Raw genomic sequence first — 22,713 nt, 5'->3', positions numbered from 1 at the left:
CGGACCCACAATGGACAGGTGAGACCCATGAGCGTGGACCGGTGACTCCCATGAACGCCGACGACACCGCCCTGCCCGAACCGGCGGACGACCGTCCTTTCGCCGAGGCAGACCTGCCGTGGAACCACCCGCTGGCCCGTGCGCTGTCCCGTCTCGGCCGTCGGCTCAAGCAGGGTGACCGCAGCCGTCCATGGATCCTCGACTCCGTGGTGACGGCGGTCGTCGCGCTGCTGTTCTGCCTGCCGGACCTGGTGCACGACGGGGACGGCCGGCACCATCCGTTCGACACCGAGTTCACCCACCTGGACCTGCCGGGGACGCTCGCGCTGCAGGCCGGACTGGTGCTCCCGCTGCTGTGGCGGCGCAGAAGGCCCTCGCTCTCCTTCGGGGTGATCATCGCGGTGTTCATCCTCCAGCTGGCGCTGGGGGTGTGGCTGCGCGCCGACGTCGCCGTGCTGATCGCCCTCTACAGCCTGGTCCTGCACGGCGAGCTGCGGCGGCTCCCCCTGGCCTGCGCGGTCACGGCCGGCGCGCTGGGGCTGGTCGCCGTGCGCCTGCCGCCCGAAGTACATGTCCTGGACGCGCTGTTCTTCCTCTTCAGCACGATAACCGCGGCCGTCGCGCTCGGACTGGCCGTCCGGATCCGGCGCGGCCAGCTCGCCGTCCTGCGGGACCGCGCGACCCGGCTGGAGGTCGAGCGCGACCAGCGCAGCCGACTGGCCGCCGCCGCCGAACGCACCCGCATGGCCCGCGAGATGCACGACATCGTCGGCCACAACCTCTCCGTCATCATCACCCTGGCCGACGGCGGCGCGTACGCGAACGACCTCGCGCCGGAACGTGGGAAGCAGGCCCTGCTGCTCATCGGTGACACCGGACGGCAGGCGCTCGGCGAACTGCGCCGCATGCTCGGCGTGCTGCGCGAGCAGCCCGCGACTCCCAGCGCGCCCGAGCTGAGTCCCCAGCCGGGGATCGGGGACATCGACGCCCTGTGCGAGCGGATCCGGGCCGCCGGTCCGGTGGTCGTGCACCGCAGCAGCGGCGAACTGCGCACTCTGGACCGCGGTGTCCAGCTCGCCGTGTACCGCATCGTCCAGGAGGCTCTCACCAACGCCCTCAAGCACGGAGGCCCGGGGACACGCGTCGATCTCGCGGTGGGCGTCGAGGAAGCGCTGCTGCACATCGACGTCCACGACACCGGCCCGGGCAACGGCAGCGTGCGCTCCCGGCCGCACGACGACGAAGGGCACGGCATCCCCGGCATGAGAGAACGCGCGGCCCTCTACGACGGAACGGTCGTCGCGGGGCCCGGCCCCGACGGCGGGTGGACGCTGCGGGCCACCCTCGATCTCACCCCTCCGGCCGGGACCGGCCTCGCTCCGCCGGCCGTCACGGGCGGTGCCGCGTGACCAGCGTGCTCATCGTCGACGACCAGCCGCTGCAACGCCTGGGCTTCCGCATGCTCCTGGAGAGCACGCCGGACACCTCTGTCGTCGGCGAGGCGTCCCACGGCGCCGACGCCGTCCGCAGGGCCGCCGAACTGCGCCCGGACGTGATCCTCATGGACGTACGGATGCCCGGGATGGACGGCATCGAGGCCACCCGCCGGGTCGTCGCCTCCGGTGGCCGCTCCCGGGTACTGATCCTGACCACGTTCGACCTGGACGAGTACGCCTACGCCGCACTGCGCGCGGGAGCCAGCGGGTTCCTCCTCAAGGACGCCCATCCGGAGGAACTGCTCGCCGGGATCCGGGCGGTCGCCGCGGGGGACGCGGTGATCGCCCCCGCGCTGACCCGGCGTCTCCTGGACGCCTATGCCCGGCACCTCCCGCACGATCCGTCGGCTGCGAGGCCGCAGGACGACCCTCGCCTGCACGCCCTCACCGAGCGCGAGTACGAGATCTTCGTCGCCATCGGCGAGGGCTGGAGCAACAGCGAGATCGCCGGCCGCCTCGTCGTGGCGGAGTCGACGGTGAAGACGCACGTCGGCCGCGTCCTGTCGAAGGTGGGCGTCCGCGACCGCGTCCAGGCGGTCATCCTCGCCTACGACCTCGGTGTCGTCCGGCCGAACCCGCCCGACTGACCCGACGGCACGTCCGAGGCGGGCGGCGCGGCACGACATTAGGGTCGGCGGTATGACTGACGACAAGCTGCGCAGCGTCACCGTCGAGCGGACCGGCACCGGACACTTCACCGCGACGAACACGCGGGGCGGGACGATCGCCTTCGGTACCGGTTCCGGACCCGGCGGGGAGGACGAGTTCACCCCGGTCGAACTGCTGCTCGCGGCCATCGGCGGCTGCACCGCGGCCGATGTCGATGTCGCGACCGGCCGCCATGCGGAGCCCACGCGGTTCACCCTGACGGTGACCGGCGACAAGATCAGCGACGAGCTCGGAAACCGGATGACCAGCCTCGCGGTCACCTTCTCGGTGGCGTTCCCGGACGGCGAGAGCGGCGACCGCGCCCGTGCCATCCTCCCCCGCGCCGTCAAGACCTCGCACGACCGGCTCTGCACGGTCAGCCGCACGATCGAGGCCGGCACCCCCGTCGCCGTGACGGTCGCCGACGCCTGACCTCGGCGGCACCCCGTCGCGGTGCCCCGCGGACGAATACGCGGCCGGGTGGAGTGAAGCCGGATTTCCGGGGCAGACGCCGAACGTCGAAGAGGTGGACGCGGGACGGATCGTATGGGTCAGCAGGTGAGCGAAGCGGGACAGCAGGAACAGCGGGGTGCACTCATCGAGGCCTCAGTCGCGTACGACGGTGACTCCACGTGCATCGCTCAGGCGCGGGCGTTCACCCGCGACTTCCTGACACGGGTGCAGGCGGTCGCCGGACTGCCCGTCTCCGGACGGGTGATGGGCATGGTCCCCCTGGTCGTCAGCGAGCTGGTGACCAACGCGGTCAAGTACGCGGGCGGACCCTGCCTGTTGTCGCTGGAGGTCGACCAGGGCGCCGTCCGGGCGACCGTGTGGGACTCCGACCCGACCCTTCCGGTGGCACGCGCGGCCGACGCGGGCCGCGTCGGCCAGCACGGACTGGAGATCGTCATGGCCGTGTGCCATGCCTTCGAGGCGCACCGGGAACCCGTCGGCAAACGGATCACCGCCGTGGTGGCGTTGGCCGACACGCCGGACAGTGACATGAGCCGCTCCGCCATCTGACGCCGGCTCCCGCCCCTCGTGCGACAGCGGGGGCGCGGCAGCGCGCGTGAAGTCCCTTCGGTCGGCCGCCCGGCGCCGCCGTGGCACCCTGAAGGTCCCCGACAGGCTCCTGACGAGCCGAAACGAAATCGTGTCGCGTCACCACGGCCACCGTGCGGGACAATGGTGAGTTCGCGGGGTCCCCTTCTGCAGGAAACGGGTGGTTAACACAGTGCGTCAGGCAGGTGTACTAGACGTCGGGTGTCACAGCGCTCTGCTCACCGTGGCGCGGCGCCGCGCCGGAGTCGCCATGGAGGAGGTGCTGTCCCGAAAGGTACGGCTCCAGTTGCACGAGACACTGGACGCCACGGGACGGCTGGACAAATCGGGCGTACGGAGCGTGCAGCGGGCCGTGGCCGAAACGCTCGCCGAGAGCCGGGGAGCCCTGCCGGAGGTGTACGCGTTCGCCACGTCGGTGATTCGCGACGCGCCCAACCGCGACGAGGTCCTCGCCCAGGTGGCCAGCGCGACCGGCACCCGGCTGCGGGTGATGTCCGGCGAGGAGGAGGCCCGCCTGGCCTACGTGGCCGCACGGCACTGGGCGGGCGAACGGGCCGGCTCCCTGCTGGTGCTCGACATCGGCGGCGGGACCGTGGAGGTCGCGTCCGGATCGTCCAGGCAACCCCGGACGACCCATTCCCTGCCGCTGGGCGCCCGCACGGTCACCCGCGCCTGGAAGCTGGACGAGGCCGTGTCCTCGAAGCGACGGCTCGCCGAGGTCCGCGACCATCTGAGCGACCGGCTCGCCGAGGTGGCCGACCTGCCGCGCGCCGATCCCGACGGACGCGTGCTCGCCTGCTCCAAGACCTTCACCCAGCTCGCCCGCTACACCACCGCCGGCAGCGACCGCTCCCGGACCCCGCAGCGGCTGACCCTCGACGAGGTACGGGCCGCGGTGGGCGTTCTCGCCAGGAACGGGTCCGCGGGCCGCGGCCGTCTGCCCGGCATCTCACGGCACCGGGCCGGACAGTCCCTGGCCGGGGCGCTGGTCGCGGAAGCGCTGATGGAGGCCTGCCGGGCCACGAGTGTGGAGGTCTCGCCCTGGTCCACCCGGGAGGGTCTGCTCCTGGAACGCCTCGGGGCCCTGCGCGCCAAGGGCTCCACCCCGCGCTGACACGGACCGGTCGCGGGCCGCCCGGTCCGCCGGGCGCTCCCCGTCCGCGTACCGAGCGGGGCTTTCGTCAACCACGTGAACACCACCCCGTGTTCGGGTCCCACGGCACCGGCGGGCGGCTCGCGGGACGCGGTCACGAGGGAGTGTGGCGCGCGGAGACCGGGAACAAACCAGTACCACTCGACGCTGACCTGAACAGTCCGGCAGACGCCGGAGCACGGAGTTCCACCGACTGCGGTGGACCCACCGGCGGTTCTGCTCGTGGAAAGGCGTGAGAGCGATGACGGCGTCCGGACAGCGGCGGATACCCGCGACCGGGGCGGGCGAGTTGCCCCTGGTGACTTCGTGCGGCCGCAGGATCCTCGTGAAGGAGCTGCGGCTGCCCACGCCGGGCCGGACGATCGGCCGCGTGACGCTGGACGTGGGTCCCGACCAGGGCGACGAGCACGGGGTGTGGGCCTCGCTCACCCCCGCCGAGGCACGTGAACTGGCCCGTCGCCTCCTCGCGCACGCCGCCGGGGTGGAGCCGGCGGGGCCGCCCGACCAGGAAGCGCCCCGGGCTCATGACACGCGGCTCGACACACCTCGCGGCACGACGGGGGCCGCTGGGGGCTTCGGCCCGGGGCACCGCTCCGTCTGAGCGGGCGGACCGGGCCGGCGGCGGCCCACGCCGCCGCGTGACGCCGAACGCGCGCGGGTGCCGGCACTCCCCCGGACCAGGGGGAGTGCCGGCACCCGCTTGTCTGTCAGCCGGCGCCGTTCAGGATCACGGGAACTGCGTGACCTTGGACGGGACGGTGTCCGTCCCCGAGGTGGGCGCGCCGGTGTTGTTGACGACGTGGGCGTACTGGCCCTTGCCGCCCAGGGAGATCACCTGAATGTCGTGCAGCTTGATCCCCGCCTTCACCGGGACCTGGAAGCCGTGTGCCTGCACGATCGACGGGTCCGAGGTGAAGTTGCAGTAGCTGCCCAGTCCCCATGCCTCGTGCACGGCCACGGAGTCGGCGACCTTGTAGGCCGCGTACCCGACGATGCCGTCGTGGGTGATGGCGGCGGAGTTGGGTACGTCGTACGCCTTCTCGTTCTGGTAGAAGATCGTGCGCCCGTTCTCGCCGTTCCACAGCACGTCGTACTTGTTGAAGTGCTCGACGAACAGGCCGGTCGCCAGGACGTCGTCACCGTTGACCACGAGCCCGTAGTCGGCGCGGTTGGTTTCCCAGCCGACTCCTTCGCCGTGGTCGGCCCGCCAGAGCCAGGTGTGGTCGATCACGACGTCGTCGCTGTTGACCACGACCGAGTTGGTGGCGAGGCCGGGGCCCGCGCCGCCGACCCGCACGAACACGTCCTGCATGGTGGTCGGGTTGGCGGAGTGGTCGGCCGAGGCGCCCGACGAACCGATCTGCAGCAGGGTGTCGGACTTGGAGCTGCCCGCGTCGATGAGGAATCCGGCGAGCCTGACGCCGTCCACGTCCGCCACGTGCATCGCGTCGATGCCGTTGTCCGGCACGACGGTCGCGAGCCCGAGACCGAGGACGACGGTGTTGGCCCGGGTCACGTTGATCGTCTGGTCGATGTGGTAGACACCTGGGGTGAACAGCAGGTTGAGACCCTGGGCGAGCGCCGCGTTGATGGTCTGCGCGGTCGCGCCGGCCTTGACGACGTAGAACTGGTCGAGCGGGATCGACGTACCGGCCGTGTTGGGCCACGAGACGCCGCGGGAGTTGGTCCGCTTGGAGGGCACGAACACCTTGTAGGTGCTGCCGTCCAGGTAGAGGTAGGGCTTCTCGCGGGAGACCGGGGTGGTGTCCAGGGTGGTGTACGGGCCGGTGTCGAAGTTCGTCGCCGGTGCTCCCTGGACGCCCGTGAAGGTCATGTTCCAGACACCGTTGGTCCAGCCGCCGACGGAGCTGTCACGGGTGTACCACTGCTGCTGGGAGTACGGGCCGACCGTACCGTCGATCTTGGAGTCGGCGATGTAGCCGCCGGAGGCCCAGCCGTAGCCGTTCGGGGCGAGGTTGAGGCCGCCCTGTACATGGATACGGCGGAAGGGCGCGGCCTGCGCCACGGCCCAGCGGTCCGTGCCGTTGACCGGGGTGATCGACAGGTTCTCCGCCGAACGCCAGAAGTTCTGGGTGGCGTTGCCGTTGAACCAGCCCGCGTCCACGGTGATGTCGCCGTTGATGTGGGTGTCGTCGGGGTTCAGGCCGAGGCCCGAGATCGAGGTGTAAAAGCCGACTTGGGCGTTGATCCCGTTGTACGTGCCCGGCTTCATCAGGAACTGGTAGCGGGCGGAACCGAACTGGTTCGACTCCTGCTGGGCGAAGACCTGGTCGAACTTGCCCTGCAGACCGGGCGTCGAGGGGTCCACGACGATGACGTTGGGCCCGAGGTCTCCGCCGCCCTGCACGGGCGGGGTGCCGGTCCCTGTGCCGGTGTGGACGGCGACCTCCCACAGCGAGTACCCGTACGCGGTGCCCCGGGTCGTCCCGTAGATCCGTACGTACCGGCCCTTGCCGGAGACGTCGTAGGAGGCGGTGCCGCCCGTGCCGTCGGTGACGGACTTGAGGACGGTCCAGTTCTGGCCGTCCGTGGAGGACTGGATCTGGAAGGCCTTGCCGTACGCCGCCTCCCAGTTGAGGTCGACCCGGCACAGGTCGCTGGAGGATCCGAGATCGACCTGGACCCACTGCGGGTCGGAGAAGGCGCTGGACCAGCGCGTCGCGGTGTTGCCGTCGAAGGCGGCCGAGGCGGGGCCGGACGCGTTCTCGGTGGAGGAGGCGGTCGCCGCCTTGCCCTGCGCCGCGTTGGCCGTGCCACAGGTCGTCGGGGTGCCGGTGCCGCCGGTGCCGAAGACCTGGAACTCCCAGAGGGAGTAGCCGTACGGGGTCGCGCGGTGGACGCCGTTCATCCGGACGTAGCGGCCCTGGCCCGAGACGTCGAGCGTGTCGGTGCCGCCGTCACCGCCGGTCACCGTCTTGATGTCGGTCCAGGTGCTGCCGTCCGGTGAGGTCTGGATGCGGTAGTCGCTGCCGTACGCGGCCTCCCAGTTGAGGACGACCTTGGTGATCGTGGCCGAGGCGCCGAGGTCGACCTGGAGCCACTGGGCGTCCGTGGCGGCCGAGGACCACCGGGTGGCGGTGTCGCCGTCGACGGCGTAGGCGGCGGGGGTGCCCCCGTTCTCGTCCGAGGAGGACGTGGCCGTCTTGCCCTGGGACAGCGGGAGTTCGGCCGCGGCGGCCGGTCCCTGCAAGGGCAGGGTGACGAGCGCGGCCATAGCGGCCAGCGCGACACCCAGGGTTCTGAGTTTCATGCCGTGACTCCATGCGGGTGGGGTGACGAGCGGAGCGGACACAGTGGATCGAGAGCTGTGGACACAGCTCTGCCATGTGGGTGGGAACACTGTGAACTGGCCTTCCGGCTCTCTTAGTTCACGGTTTGATTTAAGTAATGAACCATCAGAGTGGCAAGTCCCGTGACACGGGTTTCTTCAACTCGTGTGCGTCGGGCCCGTGTTGGTGGGCCACTTCAAGGGGTTTGACCTGGATGGGGGTCTACGCGGACAGGCGGGAGGCCGCCCGGATCCGTCAAGGCTTGAAGGCGCGGAGGACTCGGACGGCACGGAAGACCCGGAAGGCGCGAAGGAAGCGCGGCGGAACGTGATCGAGGGCAGAAAGAAGCCGAGTGCCCTGGGGCGTCGCGCCGTTGTGACGGCGGACGCCCCCGGACACTCGGCGGGGACGGCTTGCCCGTCCGGTCCGCGAGGCGGTCCGGACGGGCACGGGTCAGTGGAGGATCAGGGGGTGATCCGCCACTCCTGGATGTACCCCACGTCGATCGACGCGAGGTCGCGGACGCGCAGCTTCCACGTGCCGTCGACCGGCTGCGCGGAGGCGTCCACCGTGAACGTCTGGTCCACGTTGTCGGCCGAGCCCCCACTGCGGTTCAGCAGCGAGTAGACGGTGCCGTCGGGGCCGACCAGATCGACCGTCAGGTCACCGCGGTAGGTGTGCACGATGTTGACGTAGACCTCGGTGGTCGCCGAGGCGTTGCCGGGCCGGCCCGTGATCGTGACGGGCGACTCGACCGCCGGGCCGACGTCGGGGATGTCGACCCGGGTGCTGTTGGCGTAGACGTACGCGATCCGCCATTGGAAGGCCACCGACACCGCCGCGCCGGTGCTGTCGGTCACCGTGACCGTCGTGTCGCTGGTCCCCGGGGTGACGGGGATCCCGGTGATCAGTCCGGTGTCACCGATGGACAGGCCCTCCGGCAGTCCGGTGGCCGTGTAGGCGAGGCTCGCGTCGGTGTTGGTGGTGTACGCGTTCACCTGGAGGGACACTTGCTGGCCGACCCCCGAGGTCTGGTCGGCGACCGGGGAGACGTTGACCCCCAGGGCGATGCGGTCACCGACGTTGATACCCGCCCAGGCGTCGGCGACGGCGAGATAGGTCGGGCTGTAGGCCCCGAAGAGATCGCCCGCGGCTCGCAGGGTCGCGGTCCTGGCACCGGCGTAGTTGGTCGTGGACGTCATGTATGTCGTCAGCGCGCGGTACCAGATCCGGGCGGCGTTCTCGATGCCGATGCCGGCCACCGGAAGACCGTCATGGGTCGGGCTGTCGTACGACACCCCGTTGACGGTCTTCGCGCCGCTCCCCTCGGAGAGCAGGTAGAAGAAGTGGTTCGCCGGTCCCGACGAGTAGTGGACGTCGATGCCGCCCAGCGAGGAGTCCCAGTAGTCGCGGGAGGAACCGTCCTTGGAGGGCTTGTCCATGTAGCGCAGCGGCGCGCCGGTGCCGCGGATGTCGATCTTCTCGCCGACCAGGTAGTCGGGCACGTCGGCCGCGAGGTTCTCGTGGAACTCCACAGCCGCGGCGAAGATGTCCGACGTCGCCTCGTTGAGACCGCCGGACTCCCCTGAGTAGGTGAGGTTGGCGGTGGCCGCGGTCACGCCGTGGCTCATCTCGTGGGCGGCGACATCCAGGGCCGTCAGGGGGTGCGTGTTGCTCGCGCCGTCGCCGTAGGTCATGCAGAAGCAGCTGTCCTGCCAGAAGGCGTTGACGTAGTTGTTGCCGTAGTGGGCCCGGCTGTAGGCGGCCACACCGTCGTTGCGGATCCCGTTGCGGCCGAAGACGTCCTTGTAGTAGTCCCAGGTCGCGGCCGCTCCGTAGGCGACGTCGACACCGGCGGTCTGCCGGTCGCTCTGGGCGCCGGTGCCCCAGACATCGTTGTCGTCCGTGAACAGGGTCCCGGTGCCGGAGGTTCCCTGGTTGAGGTCGAAGGTGCGATGGCCGGCACGGTCGCCGTCGACCAGTTGGTACGACGATCCGGACGGGGTGGTGGAGAGCGGCACCGTCCCGGCGTACTGGCCCGTCCCCGTGCCCGTGTCGACTCCCTGATACCGGGAGGCGACCTTGCCGGAGGCGGCGTCGGTGATGACGTGCAGCTCGCTCGGTGTGCCGTCGCGCTGGACGCCGTCGATCACCGATTCCCAGGCCAGGACCGGGCGGGTGCCGGCGGCCCAGACGACGAGCCGGGGCTCCCCGTCGACGCCCGCTCGCCGGACGGCCGCCGCTCGTCCCACCGCCAGGGCCCTGGCCGCGGCGTCACCGGCGGAGATCCTGGGCCTGACGCTCGGCAGGGTGACGGCTGCGGCCCGGCCGGCCTCGGACACGGTGCTCCGGCCGCTCCTCAGGTGCTCGACCAGATCGCCGCCGAGCACCGGCAGTCCCGCATAGGTGCGCTCGTATCGCGTATGGGTCGTACCGTCCGCGTCCTTGGAGACGTCCTTGACGACGAGTCGCTCCCGGGCGCCGAGACCGAGCCGCTTCGCTGTGGCACCCGCCGCCGCTCCCGCGCTCTCGACCAGCGCTGCACGCCGGGCGGGCGACAGCGGAACCTGGCGGGCGCCGGACCTGGGCTCGGCGACGATCCGGGCGACGGCCCTGGCGGCCGACGGATCAGCGGGGGCCGCGGACGCGGGAGCCGGGTGGACGGCGAGCGCCAGTAACGAGCTCGCGGCGGTGAGGGCGAGGACAGTTGCGCGTCTGCGCCGACGGGCGGAAGGGGGTTGCCGGTTCAAGGTCATCTCCATCTGCGAGGGGGGTGGCCCGGGCGGGCCGACCGTCGGGTACGGCCGGTCCGTGGTGAGCCGGGCGGGAAGCAGCGCCGCAGTGACTGCCGCACGAAGGCGCTCGCGGAGTCGGCGGCGCGTGAATCGTCGGGGTGCGGGTGCGCTGGAAGGGGACGATGTGGAGGGGATGAGCCGGAGGGGATGAGCCGGAGGGGATGAGCCGGAGGGGATGAGGGCGACAGCGTGTGCACGAAGCGTGCCTGGTCGACAGCAGAGTGGCATCGACCCGATGACCTTGTCATGGAGAGGACAAGACTTCGGCTTGAACTTGCCATTACCTACTGCGAGTTCATCCGCCCGTCACACCTTTTCGGCCGCTGTGCGATGACTGTGAGCATGGCCGAAGGCACGGCCTTCCACGCGGCCTGCTTCCCACGTAGGCGCCTCAGGGCCGACTCACGTCGGTGTGTTCGTGCGGCGTCTCGGAACGGCGGCGCGGTGGCCGGGGCTCACAGTCGCGCAGCCAGTCGTGAACAGCCAGGGCGAGGGCGCACAGGACAGCCACGATCCCGGAGCCCACGGCGATCGCCAGGGCGGAGCGGAAGTCCTGCCGTCCCGTGCCGAGCACGACGTAGAAGAGTCCCGGCAGCGCCGCCGTACCGACCGCGCCGCCCAGCCGTTGGGCCGTCTGCAGGGCGCCGCCGGCCGCGCCCGCCATCCGCACCGGCACGTCCCGGAGCGTCATCGTGACGTTCGGCGAGATGACGCAGCCGCTGCCCAGCCCGCCGAGGAACAGGGCCGGAGCCGCGTACCACACGGCCGGATCCCCGGGTGCGAGGCGCAGGATCAGCACGGCGCCGCCCAGCCCCAGGGCGACGGCGGCGAGACCGCAGACGGTCAGGAGCCGGCCCAGCCGCTCGACAAGCCGTCCGGCCACCACGGCCGCCGCGGCCGAACCGATGGCGAAGGGGGTCACCGCGAGCCCCGAGCGCAGCGGGGAGAAGCCCTCACCGTTCTGGAAGTACAGCGCGAACACCAGCCACACGCCGCTGAACCCCACGAAGTACAGGGCGGCGATCGCCGCTCCGGCCGCGTAGCCTCGCGTGTTCGTCACCAGGCGCGGATCCAGGAGCGGCTGCCCGCCGACCGCCGTCAGGCGCCGCTCCCACCAGGCGAACACCGCGAGAAGGACCGCCCCCAGCGGGAAGAGCCACCACAGCCTTCGTACACCGCCGGACTCGGCCAGGATCAGGGGAAGCATCAGGGCGAGCACCCCGCAGCCGAGCAGCAGGACGCCCCGCAGATCGAACCGTTCCCGGCGGCGCGGAGCGACCTTGGGCAGCAGCCGCAGGCCCAGCAGGAAGGCGACTGCTCCGACCGGCACGTTCACGTAGAAGATCCAGCGCCAGCCCTGGGGCCCGTCGGCGAGCATCAGGATCAGGCCGCCGATGACGGGGCCCACCGCGCTGGAGATGCCGACGGTGGCCCCGAAGAGCCCGAACGCCCGCCCCCGCTCGGCTCCCCGGAACAGTTGCTGGATGAGGGCGGAGTTCTGCGGTGCCAGGCACCCCGCGGCCGCGCCCTGGGCCAGTCGCGCCACGACGAGGAGAGTGATCGTCGGCGCGGCGCCGGCAGCGGCGCTGCACAGGACGAAGGCGGCGAGGGCGAGCAGGAAGATCCGCCGCCGGCCGATCGCGTCGCCGAGGCGTCCGGCCGTCACGAGAACCAGCGCGAAGGTGAGGGCGTAACCGGAGACGACCCATTGGATCGACGGGGCGGAGGCGTGCAGGGCGCGCTGCATGGAGGGCAGCGCGACGGCGACGATGGTGACGTCGAGCAGGCTCATGAACCCGGCGGTCAGAGTGACCCACAGGGCGCGCCACCGCCGCGGATCGGCTCCCTCGGCCGGCCTCTGCGAGCGGTCCCCTCGCCCGTCTGCCTGCGCGTCCGGTTCCACGCCGGGGGCTCCTCTCCGCCACCCCCACCATCTTCGGCCCGCGGGGGCGTGGGGCAACACGAGGTCCGGCCGGTAGCCGCGTGCACGACCGTGCCGGACGCGTGCACGACTGTGGGGCCCGTTCCCCGGAACGGGCCCCACATGGCCGGCCTGGCGGCCGCGCCGACTCCCCAGGACCTGAGACGAGAGACCTGAACGGTCGGCCCTTTCAGGTCTTCGGCGGTTCAGCCCCTTCAGCCCTGTTCAGCCCTTGAAGACGTCCTTCGTCTTCTCCTTGGCCTGCCGTGCGTCGCCCTTGGCCTTTTCGGCCCGGCCCTCGGCGGTCATCCGCTCGTTGCCCACGGCGTGCCCGGCCGCTTCCTTCGTTTTGCCCTTGGCCTGTTCCATCTTGGCCTTGGCCTTCTGCTCGCCACTCACGATGTCTCACTTCCCATCACGATCGGCTTCGAGTGTCGACTCATCGAGTGACCCTCCCCGCGGGTGCCAAACGTGGAGATCGAGAATCATCACCTCGTTACTGGTGACTCTCTGTGATCGCGCGCCGCTCCGGCATGCCGGAACCGGTGTGCTGGGTGAGCCTGGAGACATGGGCCGATGACACTCGGATCCGTCCGAAGGTCGCGCCCATCTTGGGCAGCCAGAGCGAGGACGGCGTCATGGGTGATGAGGTCTACCAGCCGGGAGGTCCCGACATACGCGAGGACGAAGGCATCCTCGACCCCGAGGACACCCTGGAATACCGGGGCTCGGACCCCTTCGACGACGGTTGGTCCCCGCCCGAGCGCCCGCTCGCGGTGGACCATCCGGGCACCACGGCGCGTGAACAGCGCGAGGGGGAGAGCCTGGACGAGAAGCTGGCCGAGGAACGGACGGATCCGGCCCTGCGGGACCCCGGTGAGGACGACGGCGAAAACGACCTGGAGGCCGACGGAGGCGAACTCCTGGACGACGAGGTGGACACGGATCCCGCGGAGAGAATCCTGGCCCTCGACGTGGGCGCCCACGAGGACGCCGAGCACGACATGATCGCCGAGGATGTCGGTGCCGACGGCGACTCCGACCCCGCCGAGCAGGAGGCCGTTCACCTGATCCCGGACGACGACATGCCCGAGCGTCTGGTGGACGAGGGTCAGCGCCGTCCCCCGGAGGACGAGATCCGCCGGCTGCGCTCCAAGACGGACTCCGCCTCCTGAGGCTCACCCGTGACGGCGCGGCCCCGGACGGAGAAGTGACGGCCGGTCAGTCCTCACCCCTGACGATGTTCCACTCGGGGGCGGTCCGGTCCTGGCGGGCCGACGCGCCGGCCGTCGCCGGCAGACAGGTCCTCGGCCCGGTCTGCCGCCGACGACGTGCCTTCGCCCATCCCGTCTCCGGTCGCTGGGTGCTCCTGGTCCCGATATCGGCAGCCATGGCTCCTTCTCATCACTTCTCTGTCCGGCCCCGGCTCCCACCGCGTCCGGCTCCATCGGATCCGGTCCCTTTTGCTGGTTCCGGGCTTCGGCATCGGGTCCCCCTCCGGCGCGCGGGGAAACCGGCCGGGCAGCACGACGTGGCCGGCGTGGCGGACGCGGTCGGCGTGGCCGACGGGCCGGTTTGCGGTGCCGCCCGCCAGGTCACACGGTGAGAAGGGGATGAGCGACCCGCCGCGTCGCGGCACGGCGCACACCCGGAGGACGGTGGCGATGATGTTCCAGGGCAACGCGAAGGCCAAGCAGATCAAGGGCAAGGTGAAGGAGTCCGTCGGGAAGGCGCTGGGCGACACGTCGGTCCAGAGGGCGGGCCGGCGTGAGCAACTGCGGGGCAAGGCGCAGGAGGTGACGGAGAAGGCCACGGCGCGGGTGCGTCAGTGGACCAAGCACTGACCATGGCCTTTCAGCATCCCGCCGACCGCGGTGGCGACGAACGCGGCGGGTTCGAGCGACTCGCCGAGTCCGGGTCGAGGTTCACCAGCTCGCCCGTCTTCTTCACGTTCTGCGTCGGACTGGTCGCTCTGACGGTCGCCGTCCACATCGCCGGCCTCGCCGGGGAATGGCTCCTTCTCGCCGGCGACGCGATGACCGCGGTGACGCTGCTGCTCCTGGCACTGCTGAAGAACTCCGAGCTACGGTCCGAGCGGGCGATCCAGCGCAAGCTGGACGCCATCGCCTCGGCACTGCTGGAGGCGCAGGAAGGTACCCCCGGCAAGGCGCATGAGGATCTCAGGCGGGTGATCCGCATGGAGGACGAGACCTGACGGGGCTTCCTCCTACCTCCGGCGTCCGGAAGCGCTCCTGTCCGCCCTGGACGAAGATCTCTTCGCGGCGGCCTTCTTCACGGGCGCCTTCTTCGCCTGCGGCGAGGTCTTCTTGGCTGCCGTCTTCTTGGCAGGCGCCTTCTTGGCGGCCGTCTTCTTGGCGGGCGCCTCCTTGGCAGGCATCTTCTTGGCGGCCGTCTTCTTGGCGGCCGTCTTCTTGGCGGCCGTCTTCTTGGCAGGCGCCTCCTTGGCAGGCATCTTCTCGGCAGCCGTCTTCTCCGACGGAGCAGGAGCAGCCAGGGCCTGGTGGGCGGCGTTCATCAGTTCGCTCCGTACCTGTTCCTGGAGCTCCGCGACAGCCGGAACCTCCGAGAGCCGCTTGAGCCCTTCCGTGGCCAACTGCTGCGGATCGAGCCCGAATCGGCGCCCGGCGAGATAGGTGGCCACCGCGAACGCGAGGCGGCCCTTCTTCATACGTCCGAGGAGATAGCCCCCGGCGACAGCCGCGGCCAGAGCAATCTTGGTCGTCACCTTCATGAACCCATTCCCTTCCGACCACGCGGCCAGACTGTCCACATCTGACGCTCTAAGTACCCCTATATGATGAGATTGCTTACTTACATGGGAAAACGGCGTCCGTTTCGATGACCGGAGACACCATGGCCGCAGCAGAACCCGCCAAACGGCGGCCGAGCGCCGACCGCGGTACCGCGCGCCGGCGGCCCGCCGGTGACAGTGCGGCCCCATCACGCTCCGGAGGCCCCGCCCGGGCCATCCGTGAGGCGGTGAAGCAACTCGGCTCGTTGCTCGGCCGAGCCCCCGAATCCGTTTCCGCGATCAGACCCACGGACGACGGTTGGGAGGCGGATGTGGAGGTACTCGAACTGGAGCGCGTCCCCGAGACCACCAGCGTGATGGCCACCTACCGAGTGACCCTGGACAAGAAGGGCGACCTGGTGGCCTACGAGAGGAAGCGCCGCTATACGCGTGGACAGATCGACCGGCGCTGAGTCATCACAGCCGGTGAAGGGAGGCACCATGACTGTGGTGCCGCAGAGTGGCAGCGGCCTCGCCCAGGGCGGCGGATCCGGCAACCTCTACGACGTTCTGGAACTCATTCTCGACCGCGGGCTCGTGATCGACGTCTTCGTCCGGGTGTCCCTCGTGGGCATCGAGATCCTGAAGATCGACGCACGCATCGTCGTGGCCAGTGTCGACACCTATTTGCGCTTCGCGGAGGCCTGCAACCGTCTCGATCTGGAGTCCGGCGACAAGTCCCCGGCCCAGCTCACCGACCTTGTCGGCGACTCCATGGAATCCGGCGCGCGGGGCAAGTCCAAGGGAGCCCTCAGCGGCGCCGCCGAAGCGGTCACCGAAACCATCCGGGGAGTGACGGGCAAGGACAGCGACGACGATGAGGAGGACGAGCCGGAGACGGAGGAGCCGGAGGAAGAAGAGGAGACGGAGGAAGAGCCGGTGCAGCGACGGCGGCGGCCGGCCCGGCGCTCCCCCCGGCGGGAGAGAAGCGCGTCTCGCGCGGAGGAGTGAGCCATGGCCGTATACATCTACTCGATCACGTTCAAGGACCATCCGCTGCGGCTCGACGGTCTCGACGGGGTCGGCGCTTCGCCCTCCCCGCTGCGCACGGTGACCGCGGGCCCGCTCTGCGCGGTCGTGAGTGACGCTCCGGAGGAACTGCGCCCCAAACGCAGAGACATCGGCCGGCACCAGGAGATCCAGCAGCGTCTGCTGGCGGACGGCACCGTGCTGCCTCTCAGGTTCGGCTACACCGCCCCGGACGAGGACGCGGTCAGGGAGGCACTGGAGGAGCGCGGCGACGAGTACGCCGAACGCCTGCACCAGTTGGAGAACTGCGCCGAGTACAACCTGAAGGCGTCGCAGGACGAGGAGATGCTGCTGCGGGAGATCCTCGTGCAGTCGGAGGCGGCCCGGCAGCTCAACGACGCCGTCCGCGAGGGCACGGCGCCCCCCGACGCGGCCGTGCGGCTCGGCGAGTTGGTCGCCAACGAGGTGCGGGCCCGCCAGGAGGCACTGGCCTCGGGCGTGATCGAGGCGCTCCGCCCGTTCGCCCGGGAGATCGACTCCTCTCCGCCCGCCGGAACGGACTTCCTCAGCGTCTCGTTCCTGGTGAGCGACGACCAGGACGAGCTCTTCCTCGCCACGGAACTGAGTCTCGCGCACCAGCTGGGCGAGGGATTCGAGTTCCGGCTCAACGGTCCGCTCCCTCCGTACAGCTTCAGCTGATGGAGATGTCATGGGACTGTTCACACAACTCGTCACGCTTCCCCTGGCGCCCGTGCGCGGGGTCGCCTGGGTGATGGACAGGGTCCTGGAGGCCGCCGAGGACGAGTACTACGACCCGGCACCGATACGGCTTCAACTCGCCGAGCTGGAAAGGCAGTTGAACGCGGGTGAGATCGACGAGGAGACGTTCGACCGGATCGAGGACCAACTGCTCGACCGGCTGGAGGAGATCAGGATCCACGAACGGGGCGGACCGCCCTGACCGGCCCGGTCTCCCCGAACGAACCCCGACCGGATCCGAGAGAACTCGAGGCCACCGTCGTGAGTCAACCGCTCTCCAACCGCCTGGGCGACTATCCGTCCCGAGCCGCTCCGCCGTACGCGCAGGGGTCCTCCGCCAGTCTCGCCGACATCCTGGAACGCGTCCTCGACAAGGGCATCGTGATCGCGGGCGACATCCGGATCAACCTCCTCGACATCGAACTGCTCACCATCAAGATCCGGTTGCTCGTCGCCTCGGTCGACAAGGCCAGGGAAATGGGCATCGACTGGTGGGAGCACGACCCGTCGCTCACGTCGGGCGCCGGGGACGAGCGATCGCTGGCCGAACAGAACCGCAGGCTGCGCGCCGAGTTGAACGCGCTGCGCCGGGACAGGGGCATCCCCGAGGTGGACGCGGAACCGCACGGCACCACCCGCCGAAGAGCTGATCGCGATGACGACGAGTACGAGTGAACCGGTCACCTACGCGTACGCCGTGGCACGCGCGCACCCGGATCTGCCGCAGTCCCTCACCGGACTCACGGGAGTGGCCGGTGCCCCGGTACACCTGATCGCCGAAGGCGGGAAGGAGCACGGCGACGCGGACATCGTTCTCGTGGTGAGCCCGGTACCGGCGGCGGACTTCCGCGAGGAGGGGCTCAGACGGCATCTGGAGGACCTGGACTGGCTGGAGGCGGTCGCACGGGCGCACCACGCGATCGTCGAGGAGGTCGCGGCCCTCGCCCCGGCGCTGCCGCTGCGGCTCGCGACCGTCTACCTCGACGACAGCAGCGCCCGCGACATGCTGCGCTCCGCGGTACGGCTGTTCGCCGAGCGCCTGGACCACCTGGCCGACCAGGTCGAATGGGGGGTGAAGATCTATGTCGAGGCGACCGCCCCTCCCACCCCGGCGGCCCCGGAATCCCCGTCGGCGGACATCTCGCCGGGGCGTGCCTACCTGAGTGCCCGAAGACGACAGCGCGGCGACCGGGAGGCCGTCCACCGAGCGGCTCAGGAGGCGGCCGAGCGTGTGGGGAACGTGGCACGCGCGTACGCGACCGACCGGGCGGCGCACCGGCCCCAGCAAGGCGCCCTGGCCGGCGACGCGGGCGAGAACGTGTTCAACGACGCCTTTCTGGTGCCCCGCGGGCGCGGCGAGGCCTTCCGCACCGAAGTCGCCCGCGTGGGGCAGGGGCTGGCGGGGATCCGCGTCGAGGTCACGGGCCCGTGGGCGCCGTACTCCTTCGCGATGCCCGTGAACGACACGGACGCCCCCGGCGGCACGGACGGCGGGGACGACTCGGTCCGGGGTGTCGGGCCATGACCGGGCCCGGCCGTTCGACCGCTGTGGAACCGCTGCCGGACCGTCAGGTCGCGCTCATCGACCTGCTGGACCGGCTGCTCGCCGGAGGGGTGGTCCTGACCGGTGACGTGGTGCTGTCCGTCGCCGACATCGATCTCGTGCGGATCTCGCTGCGCGCGCTGATCGTGTCCGTCAGCGCGGAGAACCCGTCGCCCTGGGAACAGTCCGCTCCCTCGCGAGGCGGAGATGACGGCTGACGACGACGGCACCCTGGGCGCCGCGGATCCCCTGGAAGAGGCGGCGGAGGCCGCGGCACGAGCTTTCCGGCTGCTGCCGGCCGAGCCCTCGGACCGGCCACGGCCGGGTGCGCGGGGTCGTGCCGCGGCCGGGCGGATCAACACCGACCCGGACACGGTCGAGCGCGACCTTCTGCGGCTGGTTCTGACACTGGTCGAACTGCTGCGTCAGGTCATGGAACGGCAGGCGCTGCGCCGGGTCGACCAGGGTGATCTCAGCGAGGAGGACGAGGAGCGGCTGGGCGCGACGCTCATGGTCCTGCACGACCGGATGAAGGACCTGTGCGCGACCCACGGTCTGACCATGGAGGACCTCAACCTCGACCTCGGTCCCCTGGGCCCGCTGCTGCCGCCGCCCGACTGACCGGGGCCCACCGGCTGCTCCTCGGCCCGCGTCCTGGTGTGGCGAGCGGTGGCGGGGCCGGCCTGGATCCGCCACCGCCACCGACCGTCACCGCCCATGGGCTACCCGCCCGCCGCACGCGGCTCCCGTACCACCGCGATCTCGCCGGGATCGACCCTCACCGAGCCCGACAGGGGTTTGCCGGTGAGGAGTTCGGTGGCGCCCGGCGGGACGGGGAGCTCCGCGCCTCGGCCCGCGTGGTCGATGAGGAACACGTAGTCGGCGTCCCGGCCGCGCCGGCGGACGATCTCCACTCCCGGTGGTGTGTCACCGGCGCCGGCGACCCCTGCCTCGGCGCGGACGCGGTCCAGCAGGGCGGTGAGCGTGTCCGCGTCGGGGAGGGTCGCCACGTACCAGGCGGTGCCCTGTCCGTGGTTGTTCCTCGTGACCGCCGGGACGCCGGCCAGGGGTCCGTCCGTGTACGTGGCGACCGCCTCGGCGCCGTTCAGGCGCACCCGCTCCGACCACAGGGTGGCCGTGGCGCCCGGGGGCACCTGGCCGGTCAGACCGGCCGACTCGCCGGGGAGCAGGGGGAAGAGTTCGTCGCCGCGGATGCCGAGGATCTCGCGGAACGCTCCCGGGTAACCGCCCAGTCGGATGTGGCAGTTCTCGTCGACGGCGCCGCTGTGGAAGCCGATCGCGAGGGTGCCGCCGCGCTCGACGTGGCCGGCCAGGTTCGCCGCGCCCGCCTCGTCCACCAGGTAGAGGCTCGGGGCGAGGACCAGACGGTAGGCCGAGAGGTCCGCGTCCGGGCGTACGAAGTCGACGGCCGCGCCGGACCGCCACAGCGGCTCGTACCAGGCACGGACCAGATCCTTGTACCGGAGGTCGCCGCTGGGCTGGGAGGGCAGCTCCAGTGCCCAACGGGCGTTCCAGTCCCAGACGATGGCGACCTCGGCCGTGCCGGTGCTGCCGCGTACCTCGGCCAGGGCCCTGAGGTCGGCGCCGAGGCGGACGACGTCCTGCCAGATGCGGCTGTCCGTGCCCGCGTGCGGGAGCATCGCCGAGTGCCACTGTTCGGCGCCCGCCCTCGCGGCCCGCCACTGGAAGTAGGCGATGCCGTCGGCGCCGTGGGCCACATGGGCGAGGGCGTTGCGGCGCATTTCCCCGGGGGTTTTGGCCCTGTTGACGGGCTGCCAGTTCACGGCGCCGGTGGAGTGCTCCATGAGCAGCCACGGTCCGCCGGCCAGTGACCGTGTCAGGTCGCCGCAGAGCGCGACGTCGATCTCGGAGGCCGGGTCGGTGGACATCAGGTAGTGGTCGTTGGAGACGACGTCGAGTTCCGGGGCCCACCGCCAGTAGTCGAGCGCGTCGAAGGTGTCCATCACCATGAAGTTGGTGGTGGCCGGTGTCGACGGGGCGGCCGCGCGCAGGACGTCGCGCTCCGCCGTGTACAGCGACAGCAGTTCGTCGGAGCAGAAGCGGCGCCAGTCGAGCTGGTGCGTGGGGTTGGGGACGGCGCCGGTGGCGCGCGGCGGCAGGACCTCCTCCCAGTCGTGGTACCACTGGCTCCAGAACGTGGTGCCCCAGGCGTGGTTGAGGGCCGCCAGGTCGTCGTCGTAGCGGGTGCGCAGCCAGCGGCGGAAGGACCGGGCGCTGATGTCGCAGTAGCAGGCCGCGTTGTGGCAGCCGTACTCGTTGTGGACGTGCCACATCACCACGGCCGGGTGGGCGGCGTAGCGCTCGGCGAGGGCTGTCGTGACGCGCAGGGCGGCCTCGCGGTAGGCGGGGCTGCTCGGGCAGAAGGTCTGCCTGCTGCCGTAGGTCAGTGTCCGGCCGTCGCGGTCGGCCGGGAGCGCTTCGGGGTGTGCCCGGAAGAACCAGGCGGGGGGAGCCGCCGTGGGGGTGGCCAGGTCGGCGGCGATGCCGTTCTCGTGGAGGAGGTCCAGGAGCCGGTCCATGCGGGTGAAGTCGTACCGGCCCTCGGAGGGTTCCATGAGCGCCCAGGAGAAGATGCCGACGCTGACCATGGTGACGCCGGCCTCGCGCATCAGGCGCATGTCCTCGGCCCAGATCTCCTCGGGCCACTGTTCGGGGTTGTAGTCGCCGCCGTAGACGATGCCGGGGACGGACAGGGTGCGTTCGTGGGTCATGCGGCTCCTCCCGGGGCCGGCGCGTGTCCCGGGGACAGCAGGCGGCGGGTGGTGGCCACGCCCCACGCGTCGAGGGACAGCAGTCGGTCGCTGGAGGCCATCAGGCCGTCGGTGGCCTCGACATGGTCCGCCCAGCGTTCGCGGGTCTCGACGGCGGGCCGGGCCATCAGGCAGTCGGGGTCGTTGATCCACAGGCGCCGGTGCTGCCATTGGCGGCCGGCGCCGGTGAACTCGGCGGCTTCCTGGCCGGGTTGGCTGTAGTCGTCGGCCTCGGGTCGCCGGTGCGGTGCCGTGTCGGGGCTGACCCGCATCGCGTCGAACAGGCCGATGGACGGGAGGATCGGGGCTCCGCAGCCGAGGAGGTGGGCGTCGGGACCGATGGCTTCGCGGATCAGGGCGATTCCGGCGCGGTAGGCGGTCAGCGCGTCGGCTCCGGAGTGCCGTACGCCGTCCAGGGCGCCCGCGTAGAGGAAGTCGGTCTTGAAGTAGTCGTACCCCTCGGCGCGCAAGGTGGCGTAGACATCGGTCAGATAGGCCCTGGCCTCGGGGTGCGTGGCGTCGAGGGTGTACAGGTCGTGGTTCCAGTTGTGGCCCGCGTGCAGGGGTGCGCCGGCGGGGTCACGGACCAGCCAGTCGGGGTGCCGGCCGGCGAGTTCGCTGTGCGGGGCCACCAGGAACGGCGCGGTCCAGATGCCCGCGCGCCGGCCGCGTTCGCGGATGGCGTCGGCGAGGGCCGCGCGGGAGCGGAAGCGGCCGGAGAGGGTGAGCCAGTCGCCGAGTGCGCTCTGGTAGCCGTCGTCGATCTGGACGACGTCGACGGGGAGGTCGAGGGTGTCCATGGCGCGGAGGTTCTCGTGGATGTCGTCCTCGGTGACGGCGGTGAAGTACTCGTACCAGGAGCACCACACCGTGGGTGCCGGCCGTGGGGCGGGGGTCGCGAGGGCGTCGGCCCAGGCGGCGAGCGCGCCCTGGACTCCGTCCGGTCCGGAGTACGAGGACTCGGTGACCGGGCCGTCGGCGCTGACCTCGGCACGGCCGTCGTGGACGGCCAGCCGGATCGAGGGGACCGAGACGGTCGGGTCGGGCGCCGCCCACAGCCGGACCGGGGAGCCGTCGCCGGGGTCCAGCGCGAGCAGTCCCTCGCCCTGGAAGCCGGCGGGCGCCGCGGTGCGGCTGTGGACGGTCAGCCGGATCGAGGGGACCGAGACGGCCGGGTCGGGCGCCGCCCACAGCCGGACCGGGGAGCCGTCGCCTGGGTCCAGCGCGAGCAGTCCCTCGCCCTGGAAGCCGGCGGGCGCCGCGGTGCGGCCGGGCCGGTAGCAGACGGTCGCCCAGTTGGCGTTCGTGGGGCGGTGCGGAGCGTCGTCGAGGGCGTAGGAGCCACTGGGGCTCCAGGACTGCCAGCCCTCCTCGTGGACCCGTGCGGTGCGCGGGTCCACGGGTACGGAGGCTACGGGGGTGAAGGCTTGGGGCACGTCGGTCTCTTTCACGTGGAGCCGCCTGAGTTCTCGG

Annotated in this window: 25 protein-coding genes; 17 read left to right on the top strand and 8 right to left on the bottom strand. The window is 71.0% G+C overall.

Annotated features, from left to right (window positions below; all coding sequences use genetic code 11):
- Window positions 1-50 precede the first annotated feature (50 nt).
- The 6 genes from OG410_RS37950 to OG410_RS37925 all read left to right on the top strand — a co-directional run bounded on the left by OG410_RS37950 (window position 51) and on the right by OG410_RS37925 (window position 4,960).
- Window positions 51-1,409: a sensor histidine kinase gene (locus OG410_RS37950; RefSeq protein WP_329304424.1), complete on the top strand. Its 1,359-nt coding sequence runs from the start codon at window positions 51-53 to the stop codon at window positions 1,407-1,409.
- Complete coding sequence (locus OG410_RS37945) at window positions 1,406-2,083, top strand: response regulator transcription factor (RefSeq protein WP_329303301.1); 678 nt, start codon at window positions 1,406-1,408, stop codon at window positions 2,081-2,083. Before OG410_RS37950 ends, OG410_RS37945 begins: the two co-directional genes overlap by 4 nt.
- Before the next feature lie 52 nt (window positions 2,084-2,135).
- Entirely contained in the window at window positions 2,136-2,576 is a 441-nt protein-coding gene (locus tag OG410_RS37940; RefSeq protein ID WP_329303300.1) for an OsmC family protein, read from the top strand.
- Between the two features lie 114 nt (window positions 2,577-2,690).
- A complete protein-coding gene (locus OG410_RS37935) occupies window positions 2,691-3,167 on the top strand; it encodes an ATP-binding protein (protein WP_329303299.1) in 477 nt (158 codons plus the stop codon).
- Window positions 3,168-3,366: 199 nt separating this feature from the next.
- Complete coding sequence (locus OG410_RS37930) at window positions 3,367-4,320, top strand: Ppx/GppA phosphatase family protein (protein ID WP_329303298.1); 954 nt, start codon at window positions 3,367-3,369, stop codon at window positions 4,318-4,320.
- A gap of 280 nt (window positions 4,321-4,600) precedes the next feature.
- Complete coding sequence (locus tag OG410_RS37925) at window positions 4,601-4,960, top strand: hypothetical protein (RefSeq protein WP_329303297.1); 360 nt, start codon at window positions 4,601-4,603, stop codon at window positions 4,958-4,960.
- 126 nt (window positions 4,961-5,086) lie between these two features.
- Here the strand turns inward: OG410_RS37925 and OG410_RS37920 are convergent, their stop codons facing one another.
- The 4 genes from OG410_RS37920 to OG410_RS37905 form a co-directional block, all read right to left on the bottom strand.
- Window positions 5,087-7,630 (bottom strand): discoidin domain-containing protein, encoded by a 2,544-nt coding sequence (locus OG410_RS37920; protein ID WP_329303296.1) that lies wholly within the window; start codon window positions 7,628-7,630, stop codon window positions 5,087-5,089.
- A 483-nt stretch (window positions 7,631-8,113) separates the two neighbouring features.
- Window positions 8,114-10,405, bottom strand: a complete 2,292-nt coding sequence (locus OG410_RS37915) for a M4 family metallopeptidase (protein ID WP_329304422.1) — start codon at window positions 10,403-10,405, stop codon at window positions 8,114-8,116.
- A 430-nt stretch (window positions 10,406-10,835) separates the two neighbouring features.
- Window positions 10,836-12,347 carry an MFS transporter gene (locus OG410_RS37910; protein WP_443063849.1) on the bottom strand — a complete coding sequence of 504 codons (1,512 nt, stop codon included), beginning with the start codon at window positions 12,345-12,347 and terminating at the stop codon, window positions 10,836-10,838.
- Window positions 12,348-12,590: 243 nt separating this feature from the next.
- On the bottom strand, window positions 12,591-12,764 hold the full coding sequence (locus tag OG410_RS37905; protein ID WP_329303295.1) for a CsbD family protein: 174 nt from the start codon (window positions 12,762-12,764) through the stop codon (window positions 12,591-12,593).
- Window positions 12,765-13,003: 239 nt separating this feature from the next.
- Here OG410_RS37905 and OG410_RS37900 point away from each other — a divergent pair, with 239 nt between their 5' ends.
- Window positions 13,004-13,540: a DUF5709 domain-containing protein gene (locus tag OG410_RS37900; protein WP_329303294.1), complete on the top strand. Its 537-nt coding sequence runs from the start codon at window positions 13,004-13,006 to the stop codon at window positions 13,538-13,540.
- A 46-nt stretch (window positions 13,541-13,586) separates the two neighbouring features.
- Here OG410_RS37900 and OG410_RS37895 read toward each other — a convergent pair whose 3' ends face one another.
- Window positions 13,587-13,757, bottom strand: coding sequence for a hypothetical protein (locus OG410_RS37895; RefSeq protein WP_329303293.1), 171 nt, complete (start codon window positions 13,755-13,757; stop codon window positions 13,587-13,589).
- Window positions 13,758-13,978: 221 nt separating this feature from the next.
- On the opposite strand from OG410_RS37895, the gene OG410_RS37890 reads away from it, so the two are divergent.
- Window positions 13,979-14,209: a CsbD family protein gene (locus tag OG410_RS37890; protein WP_329303292.1), complete on the top strand. Its 231-nt coding sequence runs from the start codon at window positions 13,979-13,981 to the stop codon at window positions 14,207-14,209.
- 2 nt (window positions 14,210-14,211) lie between these two features.
- A complete protein-coding gene (locus tag OG410_RS37885; RefSeq protein ID WP_329303291.1) occupies window positions 14,212-14,580 on the top strand; it encodes a low affinity iron permease family protein in 369 nt (122 codons plus the stop codon).
- A 12-nt stretch (window positions 14,581-14,592) separates the two neighbouring features.
- Here the strand turns inward: OG410_RS37885 and OG410_RS37880 are convergent, their stop codons facing one another.
- Window positions 14,593-15,117 carry a histone H1-like repetitive region-containing protein gene (locus OG410_RS37880; protein ID WP_329303290.1) on the bottom strand — a complete coding sequence of 175 codons (525 nt, stop codon included), beginning with the start codon at window positions 15,115-15,117 and terminating at the stop codon, window positions 14,593-14,595.
- 122 nt (window positions 15,118-15,239) lie between these two features.
- Between OG410_RS37880 and OG410_RS37875 the strand changes: the two genes are divergently transcribed.
- The 8 genes from OG410_RS37875 to OG410_RS37840 are packed head-to-tail and all read left to right on the top strand — an operon-like array spanning window position 15,240 to window position 19,069.
- Window positions 15,240-15,590: a gas vesicle protein GvpO gene (locus OG410_RS37875; protein WP_329303289.1), complete on the top strand. Its 351-nt coding sequence runs from the start codon at window positions 15,240-15,242 to the stop codon at window positions 15,588-15,590.
- Window positions 15,591-15,618: 28 nt separating this feature from the next.
- Window positions 15,619-16,128 carry a gas vesicle structural protein GvpA gene (locus OG410_RS37870; protein WP_329303288.1) on the top strand — a complete coding sequence of 170 codons (510 nt, stop codon included), beginning with the start codon at window positions 15,619-15,621 and terminating at the stop codon, window positions 16,126-16,128.
- Between the two features lie 3 nt (window positions 16,129-16,131).
- Complete coding sequence (locus OG410_RS37865; protein WP_329303287.1) at window positions 16,132-16,845, top strand: GvpL/GvpF family gas vesicle protein; 714 nt, start codon at window positions 16,132-16,134, stop codon at window positions 16,843-16,845.
- 10 nt (window positions 16,846-16,855) lie between these two features.
- Window positions 16,856-17,107 carry a gas vesicle protein GvpG gene (locus OG410_RS37860; protein ID WP_329303286.1) on the top strand — a complete coding sequence of 84 codons (252 nt, stop codon included), beginning with the start codon at window positions 16,856-16,858 and terminating at the stop codon, window positions 17,105-17,107.
- A 59-nt stretch (window positions 17,108-17,166) separates the two neighbouring features.
- On the top strand, window positions 17,167-17,580 hold the full coding sequence (locus OG410_RS37855; RefSeq protein ID WP_328444896.1) for a gas vesicle protein: 414 nt from the start codon (window positions 17,167-17,169) through the stop codon (window positions 17,578-17,580).
- Window positions 17,561-18,430 (top strand): GvpL/GvpF family gas vesicle protein, encoded by an 870-nt coding sequence (locus tag OG410_RS37850; RefSeq protein WP_329303285.1) that lies wholly within the window; start codon window positions 17,561-17,563, stop codon window positions 18,428-18,430. The genes OG410_RS37855 and OG410_RS37850 overlap by 20 nt, the downstream gene beginning before the upstream one ends.
- Entirely contained in the window at window positions 18,427-18,666 is a 240-nt protein-coding gene (locus OG410_RS37845; RefSeq protein WP_329303284.1) for a gas vesicle protein, read from the top strand. The genes OG410_RS37850 and OG410_RS37845 overlap by 4 nt, the downstream gene beginning before the upstream one ends.
- Complete coding sequence (locus OG410_RS37840) at window positions 18,656-19,069, top strand: gas vesicle protein K (protein ID WP_329303283.1); 414 nt, start codon at window positions 18,656-18,658, stop codon at window positions 19,067-19,069. Before OG410_RS37845 ends, OG410_RS37840 begins: the two co-directional genes overlap by 11 nt.
- A gap of 101 nt (window positions 19,070-19,170) precedes the next feature.
- Here OG410_RS37840 and OG410_RS37835 read toward each other — a convergent pair whose 3' ends face one another.
- Window positions 19,171-21,201: a beta-galactosidase gene (locus OG410_RS37835; RefSeq protein WP_329303282.1), complete on the bottom strand. Its 2,031-nt coding sequence runs from the start codon at window positions 21,199-21,201 to the stop codon at window positions 19,171-19,173.
- Window positions 21,198-22,676, bottom strand: coding sequence for a glycoside hydrolase family 36 protein (locus OG410_RS37830; RefSeq protein ID WP_329303281.1), 1,479 nt, complete (start codon window positions 22,674-22,676; stop codon window positions 21,198-21,200). Before OG410_RS37830 ends, OG410_RS37835 begins: the two co-directional genes overlap by 4 nt.
- Window positions 22,677-22,713 lie beyond the last annotated feature (37 nt).

Source organism: Streptomyces sp. NBC_00659 (genome assembly GCF_036226925.1).
Classification (GTDB): Bacteria; Actinomycetota; Actinomycetes; order Streptomycetales; family Streptomycetaceae; genus Streptomyces.
This window is presented reverse-complemented; position numbering and strand designations above follow the sequence as displayed.

Coding starts and splice junctions, on each gene's coding strand:
- OG410_RS37900 (WP_329303294.1), top strand. CDS start 13,004: ATGGGTGATGAGGTCTACCAGCCGGGAGGTCCCGACATACGCGAGGAC.
- OG410_RS37840 (WP_329303283.1), top strand. CDS start 18,656: ATGACGGCTGACGACGACGGCACCCTGGGCGCCGCGGATCCCCTGGAA.
- OG410_RS37935 (WP_329303299.1), top strand. CDS start 2,691: ATGGGTCAGCAGGTGAGCGAAGCGGGACAGCAGGAACAGCGGGGTGCA.
- OG410_RS37895 (WP_329303293.1), bottom strand. CDS start 13,757: ATGGCTGCCGATATCGGGACCAGGAGCACCCAGCGACCGGAGACGGGA.
- OG410_RS37850 (WP_329303285.1), top strand. CDS start 17,561: ATGACGACGAGTACGAGTGAACCGGTCACCTACGCGTACGCCGTGGCA.
- OG410_RS37885 (WP_329303291.1), top strand. CDS start 14,212: ATGGCCTTTCAGCATCCCGCCGACCGCGGTGGCGACGAACGCGGCGGG.
- OG410_RS37835 (WP_329303282.1), bottom strand. CDS start 21,201: ATGACCCACGAACGCACCCTGTCCGTCCCCGGCATCGTCTACGGCGGC.
- OG410_RS37860 (WP_329303286.1), top strand. CDS start 16,856: ATGGGACTGTTCACACAACTCGTCACGCTTCCCCTGGCGCCCGTGCGC.
- OG410_RS37845 (WP_329303284.1), top strand. CDS start 18,427: ATGACCGGGCCCGGCCGTTCGACCGCTGTGGAACCGCTGCCGGACCGT.
- OG410_RS37940 (WP_329303300.1), top strand. CDS start 2,136: ATGACTGACGACAAGCTGCGCAGCGTCACCGTCGAGCGGACCGGCACC.
- OG410_RS37950 (WP_329304424.1), top strand. CDS start 51: ATGAACGCCGACGACACCGCCCTGCCCGAACCGGCGGACGACCGTCCT.
- OG410_RS37925 (WP_329303297.1), top strand. CDS start 4,601: ATGACGGCGTCCGGACAGCGGCGGATACCCGCGACCGGGGCGGGCGAG.
- OG410_RS37875 (WP_329303289.1), top strand. CDS start 15,240: ATGGCCGCAGCAGAACCCGCCAAACGGCGGCCGAGCGCCGACCGCGGT.
- OG410_RS37915 (WP_329304422.1), bottom strand. CDS start 10,405: ATGACCTTGAACCGGCAACCCCCTTCCGCCCGTCGGCGCAGACGCGCA.
- OG410_RS37890 (WP_329303292.1), top strand. CDS start 13,979: ATGAGCGACCCGCCGCGTCGCGGCACGGCGCACACCCGGAGGACGGTG.
- OG410_RS37865 (WP_329303287.1), top strand. CDS start 16,132: ATGGCCGTATACATCTACTCGATCACGTTCAAGGACCATCCGCTGCGG.
- OG410_RS37880 (WP_329303290.1), bottom strand. CDS start 15,117: ATGAAGGTGACGACCAAGATTGCTCTGGCCGCGGCTGTCGCCGGGGGC.
- OG410_RS37920 (WP_329303296.1), bottom strand. CDS start 7,630: ATGAAACTCAGAACCCTGGGTGTCGCGCTGGCCGCTATGGCCGCGCTC.
- OG410_RS37870 (WP_329303288.1), top strand. CDS start 15,619: ATGACTGTGGTGCCGCAGAGTGGCAGCGGCCTCGCCCAGGGCGGCGGA.